Source organism: Gilvibacter sediminis, assembly GCF_028561565.1.
In the GTDB taxonomy this organism is placed as follows: Bacteria; Bacteroidota; Bacteroidia; order Flavobacteriales; family Flavobacteriaceae; genus Gilvibacter; species Gilvibacter sediminis.
On record NZ_JAQQTE010000019.1, the window covers coordinates 323,405 to 337,372 of the forward strand.

The 13,968-nt window shown below is 43.8% G+C and carries 14 protein-coding genes; 11 read left to right on the forward strand and 3 right to left on the reverse strand.

Translation table 11 applies throughout. From position 1 onward, the window contains the following. Positions 1–143: 143 nt before the first annotated feature. Positions 144–2,621, reverse strand: coding sequence for a DUF5686 family protein (locus tag POW22_RS11885; protein WP_272832917.1), 2,478 nt, complete (start codon positions 2,619–2,621; stop codon positions 144–146). A 65-nt stretch (positions 2,622–2,686) separates the two neighbouring features. Further along, the gene (locus tag POW22_RS11890) at positions 2,687–3,685 is read right to left on the reverse strand and encodes a pyruvate dehydrogenase complex E1 component subunit beta (protein ID WP_272832981.1); all 999 of its coding nucleotides are present in this window, start codon (positions 3,683–3,685) and stop codon (positions 2,687–2,689) included. A 192-nt stretch (positions 3,686–3,877) separates the two neighbouring features. Between POW22_RS11890 and POW22_RS11895 the strand changes: the two genes are divergently transcribed. From POW22_RS11895 to POW22_RS11930, 8 genes are all read left to right on the forward strand, one after another. Further along, on the forward strand, positions 3,878–4,624 hold the full coding sequence (locus POW22_RS11895; protein ID WP_272832919.1) for an electron transfer flavoprotein subunit beta/FixA family protein: 747 nt from the start codon (positions 3,878–3,880) through the stop codon (positions 4,622–4,624). A 21-nt stretch (positions 4,625–4,645) separates the two neighbouring features. Next, on the forward strand, positions 4,646–5,611 hold the full coding sequence (locus POW22_RS11900; RefSeq protein ID WP_272832920.1) for an electron transfer flavoprotein subunit alpha/FixB family protein: 966 nt from the start codon (positions 4,646–4,648) through the stop codon (positions 5,609–5,611). A gap of 85 nt (positions 5,612–5,696) precedes the next feature. Beyond that, the gene (locus POW22_RS11905) at positions 5,697–6,308 is read left to right on the forward strand and encodes a bifunctional nuclease family protein (protein WP_272832921.1); all 612 of its coding nucleotides are present in this window, start codon (positions 5,697–5,699) and stop codon (positions 6,306–6,308) included. 3 nt (positions 6,309–6,311) lie between these two features. Beyond that, the gene (locus POW22_RS11910) at positions 6,312–8,021 is read left to right on the forward strand and encodes a NupC/NupG family nucleoside CNT transporter (RefSeq protein ID WP_272832922.1); all 1,710 of its coding nucleotides are present in this window, start codon (positions 6,312–6,314) and stop codon (positions 8,019–8,021) included. An 82-nt stretch (positions 8,022–8,103) separates the two neighbouring features. Next, positions 8,104–8,928: a thymidylate synthase gene (locus tag POW22_RS11915; protein ID WP_272832923.1), complete on the forward strand. Its 825-nt coding sequence runs from the start codon at positions 8,104–8,106 to the stop codon at positions 8,926–8,928. A gap of 67 nt (positions 8,929–8,995) precedes the next feature. Beyond that, complete coding sequence (locus POW22_RS11920; protein ID WP_272832924.1) at positions 8,996–9,439, forward strand: energy transducer TonB; 444 nt, start codon at positions 8,996–8,998, stop codon at positions 9,437–9,439. Continuing rightward, on the forward strand, positions 9,439–9,909 hold the full coding sequence (locus POW22_RS11925) for an energy transducer TonB (RefSeq protein WP_272832925.1): 471 nt from the start codon (positions 9,439–9,441) through the stop codon (positions 9,907–9,909). The genes POW22_RS11920 and POW22_RS11925 overlap by 1 nt, the downstream gene beginning before the upstream one ends. A 2-nt stretch (positions 9,910–9,911) precedes the next feature. Next, positions 9,912–10,193 (forward strand): DUF427 domain-containing protein, encoded by a 282-nt coding sequence (locus tag POW22_RS11930; protein WP_272832926.1) that lies wholly within the window; start codon positions 9,912–9,914, stop codon positions 10,191–10,193. Here the strand turns inward: POW22_RS11930 and POW22_RS11935 are convergent. After that, positions 10,190–11,272, reverse strand: coding sequence for an aminotransferase class V-fold PLP-dependent enzyme (locus POW22_RS11935; RefSeq protein WP_272832927.1), 1,083 nt, complete (start codon positions 11,270–11,272; stop codon positions 10,190–10,192). The two genes, POW22_RS11930 and POW22_RS11935, sit on opposite strands and share 4 nt — an antisense overlap. 51 nt (positions 11,273–11,323) lie before the next feature. Between POW22_RS11935 and POW22_RS11940 the strand changes: the two genes are divergently transcribed. The 3 genes from POW22_RS11940 to fabD are packed head-to-tail and all read left to right on the forward strand — an operon-like array spanning position 11,324 to position 13,960. After that, complete coding sequence (locus POW22_RS11940; protein ID WP_272832928.1) at positions 11,324–12,196, forward strand: dihydrofolate reductase; 873 nt, start codon at positions 11,324–11,326, stop codon at positions 12,194–12,196. 1 nt (position 12,197) lies between these two features. Beyond that, the gene (locus POW22_RS11945; RefSeq protein WP_272832929.1) at positions 12,198–13,040 is read left to right on the forward strand and encodes a fructosamine kinase family protein; all 843 of its coding nucleotides are present in this window, start codon (positions 12,198–12,200) and stop codon (positions 13,038–13,040) included. 32 nt (positions 13,041–13,072) lie between these two features. Further along, entirely contained in the window at positions 13,073–13,960 is an 888-nt protein-coding gene (fabD, locus tag POW22_RS11950) for an ACP S-malonyltransferase (protein ID WP_272832930.1), read from the forward strand. Positions 13,961–13,968: the final 8 nt, after the last annotated feature.

Here is a 13,968-nt window from a genome sequence, read left to right on the forward strand (position 1 = left end):
CCGCAAAAGTAATGAAATCAGTCGGGATATAAAATTTAGAAACGCAAATATAGCCGCCGAATTAAGGCGATGTCTAAAAAATTGAATACTAGCGAATTAAAACCCTTGAACTCAAGGCTAATAAGAAGTATGAACCCCCTCGACTAAAAACTAAACCCAAAAGTTCCGGTTATGCCAAAGCGGCGTGCATCGGGGTTGTCGAGGTAGTTTCCTCTAAAATTGAAGTCTAAACGGAAGATCTTAAAGATGTTCCCGATCCCAACACTCCATTCCCAATAGATGTCCTCTGGGGCTTGATAAGGGATATTTGAAGCGTTTAGGGCGATGTTAGCATCAGAGATCTCACCGTAAACCGCTCTAAACCCGATGACCTCTCTTAGGTTGAGCTTTCTCAAACCTGGAATTCGTGAAAAGAAGCGCCCTCCAAAGTCATGCTGTAAGTGGAAAGAGGCATAAGTGTCGCTGACAAACTCGTAAAAATCCAGCTGATTGAAGGTGTTGTAAATACTAAACAGTGTTTGGTTCCCAGGAATTGGACTCAACAAACTCAGCGGCACCTCTCCAAAGATCTTCCCCACCTCAATGGTGGTAAAAGCACGCCCAAAACCACCAATATTCCAAGGTTGTGTATAGAGCGCTTGCAGTTTTTGGTATTCAAAGTCACTGTTAAAGACGTCTTTGATCCCAAAGGTGGCTCCCACAAAAATAGAGGCAAATCCACCATCATTGATCACCGTGCGTTCTACTCCGTAACCCGACGTCTTACGACCCGGTGTATAAAACAATCCTGTAGAAAGCTCTGCTTGCCTTACCTCGGATTGTACATTGCCGTTCTCATCAAAATAGTCTAGGCTAAAAGTATCTGTAGCCGAGGTTAATGTTCGGAACGAACCTGTCGTTCTGAAAACAAAGTTTTTATAGGGTTCAAACTCAAAACCAGCGGTACTCAGATTGATCCGCGTAAGTCTGTCATTAGCTCCCACGGTAATCAAAGCCGATGATGCCAGGTTCCTTCCAAGCACGTCATTGGTATTGGTCAAGGAAGCTCCAGTTTGTTCGGTATCCTTTCGGTGACCACCAAAAATGATGAATCGGGAGCGCCTATCGAGCAACCACTTCCCGGAGAGTCCGAACTTAAAACGTTCGTCCCTAAAGCCGTAAGCCCCAAAGCCTTCAATACGCCACATATCGTTGCGGCCAAAATAGGTCCGCCCTCCTAAACGCACCCGCAACCCTTCAGCTTCATTGAATCCGAAGATGGAAAAAACGGGCCCAAAATCAAAGTTGGGGAATTCGTAGTAGCCACTGGCCAAAACACTACCAATATTGTATAAGGTCTTGAATCGAGGCACCGTTTTCAAGGTGTCCAATAGCGTGTAGATCTGCTTTTCATCCTTGTTCAAGGCTTCCAATCGATTCTTATCCCAAAATTCATCCGGTCTATTGTACACCTCAAAATCATAGGGATCTACTTGGTCTTTATAAAAGTCGCGCTCTTTGGGAATGTCAAATTGGTAATTGTCATAAAGCGTGGTTCGCTTTCCGTATATACCGCGCGCTCCTTCCTTCTTCTGAATACTAAAATCACTCAAGAAGTAATCACGAGTGATCAAAAAGATCGAATCGTTGAGTACGTCAAACTCTTGCTCAATGTACACCTCACGCACCCAGTTCAAGTTTGCACTTTTACTGGCTTGCATATTGATCTCCTTAATGGCCCAGGTAGTATCGTTCACCCAAAAGTCACCCTTAAAGGTCAGCTCATTCTTGCGTCTGGGATAGTACACAATATTATAGCACCACTTATCACCGATATAGGCAGAATCTAAAAGCACATAGTTATAGACATTGATCCCAGTGCGCGAAAGCGGACTGGTAAAGGCTTTGTCAAAGAATTTGATATAATTGTCGTAGACATCATATTCTGAATAAAGATCCTTGACAAACTCAATAATGGTCTGATTGTTACTAAAACCCGAATTCTTGTTTCCTTCCAGGATCTCTTTTTGGAGCTTTTGGATATTGTCTCCGTAGATCTTGGAAAAAGCCTCGTTAATGAAGATGGGCAGATAAGTATTACCGGTGATTTTAGAGGTATCGGTTTGATCAAAGATGAATTCCATCCCTCTAAAGATCTTACTCTTAATTAAGGAGGAGTCTATAGAGTTTAAGTCAAACTCCAGCTTTTCATACTTCTCGTATTGATACTGATTGAATTTCTTGACTCCATTCTCCCGACGATTCTCCCAGATCTTTCTTAAAATATCGATCGCAGGATTGTCTTTTTTGGATTGCTTCCCCGTGAATACGACCACCTCTCCCAAGCTGGAGGCTTCTTCAGCCAACTCGATCTTCATATTATAGGTAGTACGACTGCTAAGCGGAACTTCCTTGGTGGTATAGCCTAAAAAGGAAACTACAGCGGCATCGTAAGTGGTGTCCGATTCTAAATAGAACCGACCATTCTCGTTGGTAATGGTACCTTCTGAGGAATCTTTGAAAATTACATTAGCAAAGGGAACGGGCTCTCCAAACTCGTCAAACACTTCTCCACTGATCTTAGTTTGAGCAAAGCTCAAAGACGTAAGGAGTAAGAGGAAGACAAGTAGTTGTTCTCTCATAGACAATGGGGGCCAGGGCCGCTTCTGTTCTGAAGCAGTTAGAACGCAAAAATTGCGCCTAGATTTTATTTGTAAAGCACTTTTTTAACGGCTTTAACAACATCTTCACTATTGGGAAGCCATTCTTCTAACAATGCAGGAGAATATGGAGCCGGGGTATCGGCAGTGTTGATCTTTACAATAGGAGCATCCAAATAGTCAAAGACCTGGCTTTGTACTTGATAAGTGATCTCTGTAGCGACGTTACCAAACGGCCACGCTTCTTCTAGGATCACCAAACGATTGGTCTTTTTTACAGACTCTAAAATGGCATTGTGATCCATTGGGCGTACCGTACGCAGGTCAATGATCTCACAAGAGATACCTTCTTTCTCCAAAGCATCTGCAGCTTTGTATGCTTCTTTGATGATCTTTCCAAAAGAGACAATAGTTACATCGTCACCGCTGCGCTTGATGTCAGCAACTCCTAAAGGAATTAGGTATTCACCTTCTGGCACCTCTCCTTTATCGCCATACATCTGTTCGGACTCCATAAAGATCACCGGGTCGTCATCGCGAATAGCCGCTTTGAGCAATCCTTTTGCATCGGCTGGGTTAGAAGGAACCACCACTTTAAGACCGGGACAGTTGGCGTACCAGCTTTCAAAGGCCTGAGAGTGCGTTGCAGCAAGCTGTCCTGCAGAAGCAGTTGGCCCGCGGAAAACCATAGGAATGTTGATCTGACCTCCACTCATTTGACGCATCTTAGCGGCGTTGTTGATGATCTGGTCAATTCCTACCAAAGAGAAGTTAAAGGTCATGAATTCAATGATTGGACGGTTACCGTTCATGGCACTCCCTACTCCGATCCCGGCAAAACCGAGTTCAGAAATTGGGGTATCAATAATGCGCTTAGGTCCAAACTCATCCAACATACCTTTTGAGGCTTTGTAAGCACCGTTGTATTCGGCCACTTCCTCTCCCATTAAATAGATGGATTCATCGCGACGCATTTCTTCGCTCATCGCTTCTGCTATTGCTTCTCTAAATTGTATGGTTTTCATATTTATCGCTTTGGATTTCAAGTCGATCTCAGATCGAACAACTCCTTCATTTTTTGAGAAAAACAAAAATACTATTTATTCGTCTCCACCACCACATGAAAATGGAAATAAGTGCAATTTTTTTGAAAATTTATTATGCGTGCATAGTAAATATTCGAAATTATAGTGGTAACTTTGACAACAGTAAAAAACAGCTTAAAAAAAGTCTGAACTATGAAGATTTTAGTGTGTATTAGTCACGTTCCAGACACTACATCCAAAATTAATTTTACCGATAACGATACCCAATTTGACACCAACGGTGTTCAATTTGTGATCAATCCTAACGACGAATTTGGTCTGACCCGCGCCATGTGGTTCAAAGAGAAGCAAGGTGCTACCGTGCACGTTGCCAATGTTGGAGATGCCAGTGCAGAGCCAACCTTGCGCAAGGCCCTAGCCATTGGTGCTGATGAGGCCATCCGCGTGGATGCCCCAGCTACAGATGGATACTTTGTAGCCAAGCAATTGACCAAAGTTGCTCAAGACGGCGGTTATGACCTTATTATTGCAGGTCGTGAAAGCATTGATTACAATGGCGGAATGGTACCGGGAATGATGGCAGCCATGTTGGGCGCCAACTTTGTGAATACTTGTATCAATCTAGAAGTAGACGGTAGCAATGCTACTGCGGTTCGCGAGATCGACGGAGGAAAGGAATCTGTAAAGACCAGCCTTCCTTTGGTTATTGGTGGTCAAAAAGGATTAGTGGAAGAAAGTGACCTTCGCATTCCAAACATGCGTGGGATCATGATGGCCAGAAAGAAACCTTTACATGTAGTTGCTGCAGATGCTGCAGAGGCTCATGCTGCGACCGCTGCTTTTGAAAAGCCAGCACCTAAAGGAGCCGTGACCATGGTAGATCCTGAAAACTTGGATCAATTAATCGAATTGTTACACAACGAAGCCAAGGTGATTTAATCACAGGTAAAAAGAAGAATTATGTCAGTATTAGTATATACCGAATCAGAAGGAGGATCCTTTAAGAAAGTAGCTCTTGAATTGACTTCTTACGCCAAAGGTGTTGCCAACGCCATGGGCGGAGAGGTGACTGCTGTTAGTATTAATGGTGGAAACGCTGCAGATCTAGGCAAATACGGAGCCGATAAGGTGATGGAGATCAACGATGCTGCTTTGGAGACCTTCAATGCAAAGAATTACGCCGCTGCCCTAGCGCAAGCTGCAAAATCCGCAGGAGCGAAGACCGTTGTGGTTTCATCCAGCGCAAACAGTAAATATCTGGCGCCTCTTTTGGCCGTGGAACTCGGAGCTGCTTATGCTCCTAACGTAGTTGCACTTCCAGAAAGCACCAGCCCGATGAAAGTTAAATCTACAGTGTACACCAACAAGGCCTTTGCTATTAATGAGTTAAAGACCGATGTGACTGTGATCGGTTTGGCAAAAAACGCCTACGGATTACACGAGAACAGCGGTGCTGCGGCTGCTTCAGCTTTTAGTGTTGAACTAGCTGGAGACAACGGCGTTGAAGTGACTTCTGTAGACAAAGCAACAGATAAGGTAACGATCGCCGATGCAGAAGTAGTAGTTTCTGGTGGACGTGGTTTGAAAGGACCTGAAAACTGGAACCTTATTGAAGACTTAGCAGACACCCTTGGTGCTGCAACTGCTTGTTCTAAGCCCGTAAGTGATATGGGTTGGAGACCTCACAGCGAACACGTTGGACAAACTGGAAAACCAGTAGCCTCTAACTTGTACATCGCTATTGGAATCTCTGGAGCCATTCAGCATTTAGCGGGAATCAACTCCTCTAAAGTAAAGGTAGTGATCAATACAGATCCAGAAGCGCCTTTCTTTAAAGCAGCGGATTATGGGATCGTTGGAGACGCCTTTGATGTGGTTCCACGATTGACCGAAAAATTAAAGCAATTTAAAGCCAATAACGCGTAATTTTTGTTAAATTGGCATCCGAATAAAGGGCTGTTAAACATGGGAAAAGTCCTGTTTTAACAGCCTTTCTTTATTCTACCCATCAATGAGTCTGGTCCGTTTAAATATCAAAGGAATTTCATACAGTCAAACACAGAATGGTGCTTATGCACTCATCCTGAGTGAAGTGGATGGACAGCGCAAGCTTCCCATTGTGATCGGAGCCTTTGAAGCCCAATCCATCGCCATCGCTTTAGAAAAGGAAATCAAACCACCCAGACCACTCACCCACGACCTCTTTAAGAATTTTGCAGACCGTTTTGACATTCAGGTCAAGCAGGTGATCATTCATAAATTGGTGGATGGAGTTTTCTATTCTAGTATTATTTGTGAGCGCGACAAGATCGAAGAGATCATCGATGCGCGAACCAGTGATGCTATCGCGCTTGCGTTGCGATTTAAAGCGCCTATTTTTACTTACAAGAACATCCTAGACAAGGCTGGAATCTTCCTCAAGGGAACTTCTCAGGATGAAGAAGCCGAAGAAGCACCGTCTTTAGTAGAACAATTGATCGCAGATGAGCCTTCAAGCGCTCAGAGCGAAGACTATACGGGCTACACCTTAAAAGAGCTCAATGAAATGCTGGATCAAGCCGTAGCCAATGAAGACTACGAAAAGGCAGCCCGCATTCGCGATGAGATCTCCAAACGTTCCTAAATAATGTTGAAAAAACTTTTCCTGTTGCTGATTGGCCTCGCGGCTATAACTCAAACTGTTGCTCAACAGTCAGAAGAAGGAACCTGGCAATTTGATGCCATTGAAAAAACTACAGGAGAGTCTCTATTTTCAATAGACAAAGACTTAGATAGCCTTGTTTTATCGGGCAATAGATTTCACTACAGCCTCTCGGCTAAAGATACTTTAGTAGCCAGCGGAGATTACACCCGTCAAAACGATCTACTCGTATTCTTTTACGAACAACCTTTTGATACCATAAGAAGGTATCGCATTGAAACCCTTAACGACTCTGTCTTCAATTTTACTGAAAATGGAGTGCGCTACAGTTTCACTCAGGAAATAATCCAAGAAAAGACCGAATCTTTAGCCCTAGACACGGACCAAGGCGTAGGCCTAAGCCTGAACAGCCTTTGGCGCGGTGCTTTAGGAATGTTCTTTTTATTGAGCGTTTGTTATTTGATTTCCAGCAATAGGCGCAAGATCAATTGGCGTTTGGTTTTCAGCGGACTCAGTCTACAACTGATCTTTGCCGTATTGGTCTTAAAAGTAGACGCCGTTGCCGATGCCTTTGACTGGCTTTCTGCCAAAGTAGTACAGTTCCTAAACTTTAGTGAAGCCGGAGCTGAATTCCTGTTTGGAGGCTTGGTCAGCGACACGGAAACCTTTGGATATATCTTTTCTTTTAAGGTATTGCCAACCATTGTTTTCTTCTCTGCATTTACCTCTTTACTTTATTATTTAGGCGTGTTGCAACGCTTGGTAAAAGGCTTTGCTTGGGTAATGAGTAAGACCATGCGCCTGTCTGGTGCAGAAAGTCTTGCCGCAGCAGCCAATATCTTTATTGGACAAACAGAAGCGCCTTTAGTAGTGAAGCCTTACTTGGATAAAATGACCAAGTCTGAAATGCTCTGTTTGATGGTTGGAGGTATGACCACCATTGCTGGTGGTGTGCTTGCCGCTTATATTGCATTTTTAGGGGGAGAAAGTGATGCCGAAAAAGCCATTTTTGCCAAGCACTTATTAACGGCTTCCATCATGTCAGCTCCGGCAGCGATCATCATTGCAAAAATGTTGTACCCGGAGACAGAAGAGGTCAACCGAAGGTTAGACATCTCTAAAGATAAAATTGGTAGTAACCTTTTGGACGCCATTAGTCGAGGTACCACAGAAGGGCTTAAACTCGCGGTAAATGTGGGTGCCATGCTTTTGGTCTTTACCGCTGTGATGGCTGTTTTCAATTGGATCACTATGGATATGATTGGAGCACCTACGGGTCTCAATGACACTATCGTTGCTGCAACAGACGGTCGTTATGACGGACTCTCCATGCAGTTCCTTTTAGGTAATGTCTTTGCGCCTGTCGCTTGGATCATTGGTGTTCCTGCGGAGGATATGGTTGCCGTTGGACAACTTTTGGGAGAGAAGACCATTCTCAACGAATTCTTTGCTTACGCTTCTTTAAGTGAGCTTAAAAATTCAGGAGCTTTATCTAACTACCGCTCCATTGTAATTGCCACTTACGCCCTTTGTGGATTTGCCAACTTTGCTTCTATTGGAATCCAGATTGGAGGAATTGGGGTATTGGCTCCTTCGCAACGCAAAACCCTTGCTGCCTTTGGAATCAAAGCGCTTATTGGAGGCACCGTTGCCGCCTTACTTACGGCTACAATTGCCGGAATGCTGATCGGTTAATAACTATTGGAAATCCGACTAAAACCGAGGTGCAATTTGCTCCCTTTTTTGCTATTTTAGAACCAGTTTTAGCCCGAATTTTATGAAGCAATATCACGACCTGGTACGCCATGTACTGCAAGAAGGTGTAACCAAAACAGACAGAACGGGAACCGGAACAAAAAGTGTTTTTGGTTACCAAATGCGATTTGATCTCAGTGAAGGATTCCCAATGGTGACCACCAAAAAGCTTCATTTGAAATCCATCATTTATGAACTGCTTTGGTTTTTAAAAGGCGATACCAATATTGACTATCTCAAAGAGAACGGCGTGCGTATTTGGAACGAATGGGCCGATGAGAACGGAGACCTGGGACCGGTCTACGGACACCAGTGGAGAAACTGGAACTCTGACGGGATCGATCAGATCACCGCAGTGATAGAAGGTATTAAGACCAATCCAGACAGCCGTAGAATGTTGGTGAGTGCTTGGAACCCAAGCGTAATGCCAGACACCTCTGTAAGCTTCTCAGAAAATGTGGCTAATGGAAAAGCGGCCTTACCACCTTGTCACGCGTTCTTTCAGTTTTACGTAGCTGACGGTAAGCTGTCTTGCCAGCTTTATCAACGTTCTGCAGACATCTTTCTAGGAGTACCTTTTAATATTGCATCTTACGCACTGCTTACAATGATGGTCGCGCAAGTATGCGGATACGAAGCTGGAGATTTCATCCACACCTTTGGAGATGCCCATATCTACAGCAATCACTTTGAACAATTGGAGCTTCAACTCTCCAGAGACATTAGACCCCTCCCAAAAATGGTGATCAATCCGGAGGTCAAAAATATTTTTGACTTTCAGTTTGAAGACTTTACCTTAGTTGATTATAATCCACATCCGCACATCAAAGGCGCGGTTGCGGTATAATTTTTGATCCCAACTGAGCGTTAAACAGATACCGACTGCAAAACAGATCGGCAAAAACAACTTACCTATGACTAAAAAACTGCTATTGACCTTTGCTTTGGTCCTGACCTTTAGTGTTTCCTTTGCCCAAGAAGAATGGGGTACTGTAGATAGGAACAAAGTGACCATGCGTGAGCTTCCACCGGTTTGGCCCGGCTGCGAAGATACATCCGGAGATCCTGCTGCAATGAACAAATGCTTCACAACTATGCTCTCCAAACACATCGCCAAAAATTTTAAATACCCGCCAGAAGCCTACAAAAACAACGACCAAGGTCGCGTTATTGTCGACTTTCAAATCAATACTGAAGGCAAAGTAGAGATCATTTCTACCAGCGGTGGTAGCGAGGCTTTACAAGCAGAAGCTCGTAGAAACATCCTTCAAATTCCACAGATGAAACCCGGTATGTTGGCCGGTAAGCCCAAGGCAATATCCTATAAAGTACCTTTTACTTTTAAAACAGGTAAATAATGCGTCAACTACTGATCTTATTGATTCTGGCCAGCGGCAGTTTGACTTTTGCTCAAGATGCTAAAACCGTTCCTTTTGCTGGAGTTGAGCAGGTACCAGTGTATCCTGATTGCAAAGGAGACAACGACAAACAGAAAAAGTGCCTTAGTGAAAGCATATCAAAGTTCATAAACAAGAATTTTGACATGGAACTTATCGGTAATTTGGGATTGCCTGCAGGACAACACCGATTGGCGGCCCAATTTGAGATCAGCGCAGAAGGCACTATTGAAAATGTATTGATCCGTGGAGATTATCTGCAGGTCAATCAAGAATTGGAACGCGTAATTAATTCGCTTCCAAAAATGCAGCCAGGTTATAACAATGGAGAGGCCGTTAATGTAACCTATGCGCTACCCGTGATTTTCGCGCTCGCAGCAGATCCTGATGATAAGAAAAAGAAGAAAAAACGCAAGAAAAAGAACAGTTAGCCATGAAAGCCATTTGGAATGATCAAATCATCGCAGAAAGCGACAATACTGTAGTGGTAGAAGGAAATCACTATTTCCCACCTAGCACAATCAAAAGTGAGTTTTTCAAAGACAGTCAAACACATAGTACTTGCCCTTGGAAGGGAGAAGCCAGTTATTACACGCTAAGTGTGGATGGCTCTGAAAATCCAGATGCCGCTTGGTATTATCCTAATCCAAAAGACGCCGCCTCTGAGATCAAAGATCACGTTGCTTTTTGGAAAGGGGTAAGCGTTATTGACTAAGCTTCATCAATGAGTTGCAACAGTCGGTCCAAGTCTTGGGTGCTGTTGTAAAAATGAAAACTTACCCGCACACCATCTCCGCGCAGGGAAGTCAAAACCCCAGCTTCACGAAGGCGGTAATAATCTTGAGAAGTCAATTTCAAATTAAAGATTGACGAATGCCCCTCCCGATCCCCGAGATACTTGTCAATTAAGCCGCGTTCTAAAAAGGCCTCCATAGCATTCGCCTTAATGGCTTTAAGGGCATTGAAACAATTTTCCGCCCCCAATTCTTGCACAAAATCAATAGCGTGAGCGACACTGCCGTGATTCAAGGTGTCGTGATGCCCTGGCTCAAAAAGCCTGTTGAAAGGAGCATCTTCACGCTCAAAACTCTTGTACTCTGTAGAATTAAAACCAATCACCTTGGGGTATAGTTTTTCCTTAGCAGCATCGTTGACAAACAACAAACCGTTACCGTAACCAGAGAGCATCCACTTATAACAACTCCCAATCACAACATCCAAAGGAGAATTCTGAAAATCGAAAGCTTCTGTGCCTAAAAATTGGGTGCAATCTGCGACAAACAAAGTACTGGGATAAGCGCGTTTGAGATCAGCCAGAAAATCAAAACTCAATCGAATTCCACTGATGTATTGAATCAATGAGAAGGCAAAAACATCTGGTACTTCCGCCTCAAAAGCCTGCTGAATATTTCGCTCCAAGTTCTCATCAATAGGAACATATCGGTGTGGAAAGGCACGGCGTTCAACCGGCCAATTCAAAGAAGGGTAATCTCCAGCCAACATCAAGAATCGCATCTTTGGGTCAAATCCTTCTAAAAGGGTATTAAAACCAAAAGTGAAATTGGGAATCAAAGCAATGTCATCCATAGAAGCTCCAAGGTAGGTACTCACCTTTCTGCGTATCTCTTCAATGAGAATTTTATGATCATCTCTAAAGATACTTCCCTGGTTTAAAAAGTCTTGATCATGCTGACTTCGCCAATCAATGACGCGCTTAGGAATAAGCCCCGACGAGGCGGTATTGAGATAAGTAAATTCTTTTAGTGGCGGAAATTGATTCTCAAAATCTATCATGACAGAACCGGCGTAATTTTTGGTAACTTTGATCTTATAAATGTAGCGAGAATGTTTTCAAAATCCAGCAAAAAACCGAAGATAGATCAAGACCAAAAAGAGCAATTTGAGTACGCCTCCAAAAGGATCCGCCAAAAGAAGAGACTCTTTGCCCATTTTGTGGTCTTTTTGATCGGTTCACTGCTTATGGTGATCTTAAACAAGGTTTTAGGATACGGAGAAGAATTTATGACCGATTGGTTTGTTTGGGTGATTCTCGCTTGGTTCTGCCTGCTACTCTATCATGCCGCAACCGTATTCATTACCAGTAAGTTCATGGGTAAAGAATGGGAATCCAATCAGCTTGAAAAACTCAAGGCAAAACAGGAAGCTAAAATCGCTGAAATGGCAGCTTCCATTGATACTGGAGCCCCGAGCCCAGACAAAGGAGATCGCAACAATACCTTGACCATGATCGCTGCGGCCGGAGCAAACAATGAATTGGGTAAAGACAACGATCTGGTCTGGCACTTACCCATCGATTTTAGACGATTTAAAACACTTACTACAGGGCATCACATTATTATGGGAAGAAAGACCTTTGAGTCTTTTCCCAAACTGCTGCCCAATCGAATTCATGTGGTGATCACTAGAAATCCGGAGTACAAAAACCCGAATTGTATTGTTGTGAACTCTATTGAGCAAGCCTTGGAAGTTTCTGCGCATGACGCTAATCCCTTCATTATTGGTGGCGGAGAGATTTATAAACAAGCATTGGCTCATGCCGACAAAATAGAACTGACGCGTGTTCACGGCGCTTTTGAAGCAGACACCTTTTTCCCGGATATTGATGAACGCATCTGGAAGTTGGTCAATTCAGAGAAGCATCCCAAAGATGAAAAGCACGCCTATGAATTCGTCTTTGAAACTTATTTGAGAAAATAGGATGTTTGGCCCGGAGCTGCAAAGCGCAATTGAAAAGCAAACGGGTAGCATACATGATTATACGCCACTCTTTGGGGGTGATATGCACCTGGTTTTAAAATTACAAACAGACAATGGCCCCTGGGTTGCTAAAGTTGCTTCCACTACATCAAAGATCGGCTCCTTAAAAGCAGAATACAAAGGTCTGCAACTCTTAGCTAGCACGAACACATTTAAAACCCCTGAGTTGGCGGGCGAATTCACAACTCCATCAAGCGTCGCTTTGGTGATGCGTTATGTGGAATCGACACCTACAAATAGTTCTTTTTGGGACGACTTTGCACAGCAGCTAAGCCAACTACACAGCAATTCGCACCAAAACTTCGGCTTAGACCACGACAATTACATCGGCGCGCTCCCGCAGCAAAACAGTTGGCAAAAATCTGCGGCAGATCACTATATATTAGACCGGATAGAGCCCCAAATTGCGCAAGCTCATGATGCAGGCTACACTCTTAAAACCGATGCTTTTTACAAAAACCTTGAAGATCTGATCACACAAGAAACTCCTGCCTTGATTCACGGAGATCTTTGGAACGGAAACTATTTAGCAAGCAGTCAAGGCGCTGTTTTGATAGACCCAGCGGTCAGTTACGGAATTGCATTGATGGATTTAGCAATGATGGACCTTTTTGGCGGATTTCCCGATCGCGTTTTTACGCAATATGGACGTTTGCAAAAATTACCACCCAGTTGGAGATCTAGCCTAGATATCTATCAATTATACTACCTGCTGGTGCACCTCAACTTATTTGGCGCCAGCTATTTAGCAGGCGTAAAGCGCATCCTTACCAAATACAGCTAAAAAGTGTATTTTTACCGCCAAATTAAACCATTATGAAGGCATTTTTATTTCCAGGACAAGGGGCTCAATTCACTGGAATGGGTCAAGATCTTTACGAAGCATCTGCTGAGGCAAAAGCACTGTTTGAATCTGCTAACGAGCAATTAGGGTTCTCCATAACCGACATTATGTTTACCGGAGATGCCGACGCTTTAAAGCAAACCAAAGTGACTCAACCTGCAATTTTCTTGCACTCGGTAATATTGGCCAAAGTAATGGGAAGTGACTTTGCTCCAGATATGGTAGCCGGACACTCTTTGGGAGAGCTATCTGCTTTAACTGCTAGTGGCGCCTTAAATTTTTCTGACGGATTGAATCTAGTGTCTAAGCGAGCATTAGCGATGCAAGCCGCTTGTGAACTTCAACCCTCAACTATGGCCGCCGTTCTGGGCCTAGATGATGAAGTGGTTGAAAAGGTATGCGAGCAAACTCCTGGCATTGTGGTTGCGGCTAATTATAATTGCCCAGGTCAATTAGTGATCTCTGGAGAAGTTCCCGCAGTTGAAGCTGCATGTGAAAGCTTGAAAGAAGCTGGAGCCCGCCGCGCTTTGATGCTGCCTGTGGGTGGAGCCTTTCACTCACCGCTTATGGAACCTGCACGTGAAGAGTTGGCTGAAGCGATTGAGAGCACCAACTTCACATCTCCGATCTGTCCGATCTACCAAAACGTAACTGCTGCCGCCGTTACCGATCCGGAGGCTATCAAAGAGAATTTGATCAAACAACTTACCGCTTCTGTACGTTGGACGCAAAGTATGCAACAAATGATCGCAGATGGCGCAGAGACCTTTGTAGAAGTAGGCCCAGGTAACGTACTGCAAGGATTGATCAAAAAGATCGATCGCAGTAAGGAAACGCAAAAAGCTGGGATTGTATCTTAATTAAAAGG

Bases quoted from the DNA above. Each gene is read 5' to 3' on its own strand.
- POW22_RS11885 (WP_272832917.1), bottom strand. From the start codon at position 2,621: ATGAGAGAACAACTACTTGTCTTCCTCTTACTCCTTACGTCTTTGAGC.
- POW22_RS11895 (WP_272832919.1), top strand. From the start codon at position 3,878: ATGAAGATTTTAGTGTGTATTAGTCACGTTCCAGACACTACATCCAAA.
- POW22_RS11900 (WP_272832920.1), top strand. From the start codon at position 4,646: ATGTCAGTATTAGTATATACCGAATCAGAAGGAGGATCCTTTAAGAAA.
- POW22_RS11905 (WP_272832921.1), top strand. From the start codon at position 5,697: ATGAGTCTGGTCCGTTTAAATATCAAAGGAATTTCATACAGTCAAACA.
- POW22_RS11910 (WP_272832922.1), top strand. From the start codon at position 6,312: ATGTTGAAAAAACTTTTCCTGTTGCTGATTGGCCTCGCGGCTATAACT.
- POW22_RS11915 (WP_272832923.1), top strand. From the start codon at position 8,104: ATGAAGCAATATCACGACCTGGTACGCCATGTACTGCAAGAAGGTGTA.
- POW22_RS11920 (WP_272832924.1), top strand. From the start codon at position 8,996: ATGACTAAAAAACTGCTATTGACCTTTGCTTTGGTCCTGACCTTTAGT.
- POW22_RS11925 (WP_272832925.1), top strand. From the start codon at position 9,439: ATGCGTCAACTACTGATCTTATTGATTCTGGCCAGCGGCAGTTTGACT.
- POW22_RS11930 (WP_272832926.1), top strand. From the start codon at position 9,912: ATGAAAGCCATTTGGAATGATCAAATCATCGCAGAAAGCGACAATACT.
- POW22_RS11935 (WP_272832927.1), bottom strand. From the start codon at position 11,272: ATGATAGATTTTGAGAATCAATTTCCGCCACTAAAAGAATTTACTTAT.
- POW22_RS11940 (WP_272832928.1), top strand. From the start codon at position 11,324: ATGTTTTCAAAATCCAGCAAAAAACCGAAGATAGATCAAGACCAAAAA.
- POW22_RS11945 (WP_272832929.1), top strand. From the start codon at position 12,198: ATGTTTGGCCCGGAGCTGCAAAGCGCAATTGAAAAGCAAACGGGTAGC.
- fabD (WP_272832930.1), top strand. From the start codon at position 13,073: ATGAAGGCATTTTTATTTCCAGGACAAGGGGCTCAATTCACTGGAATG.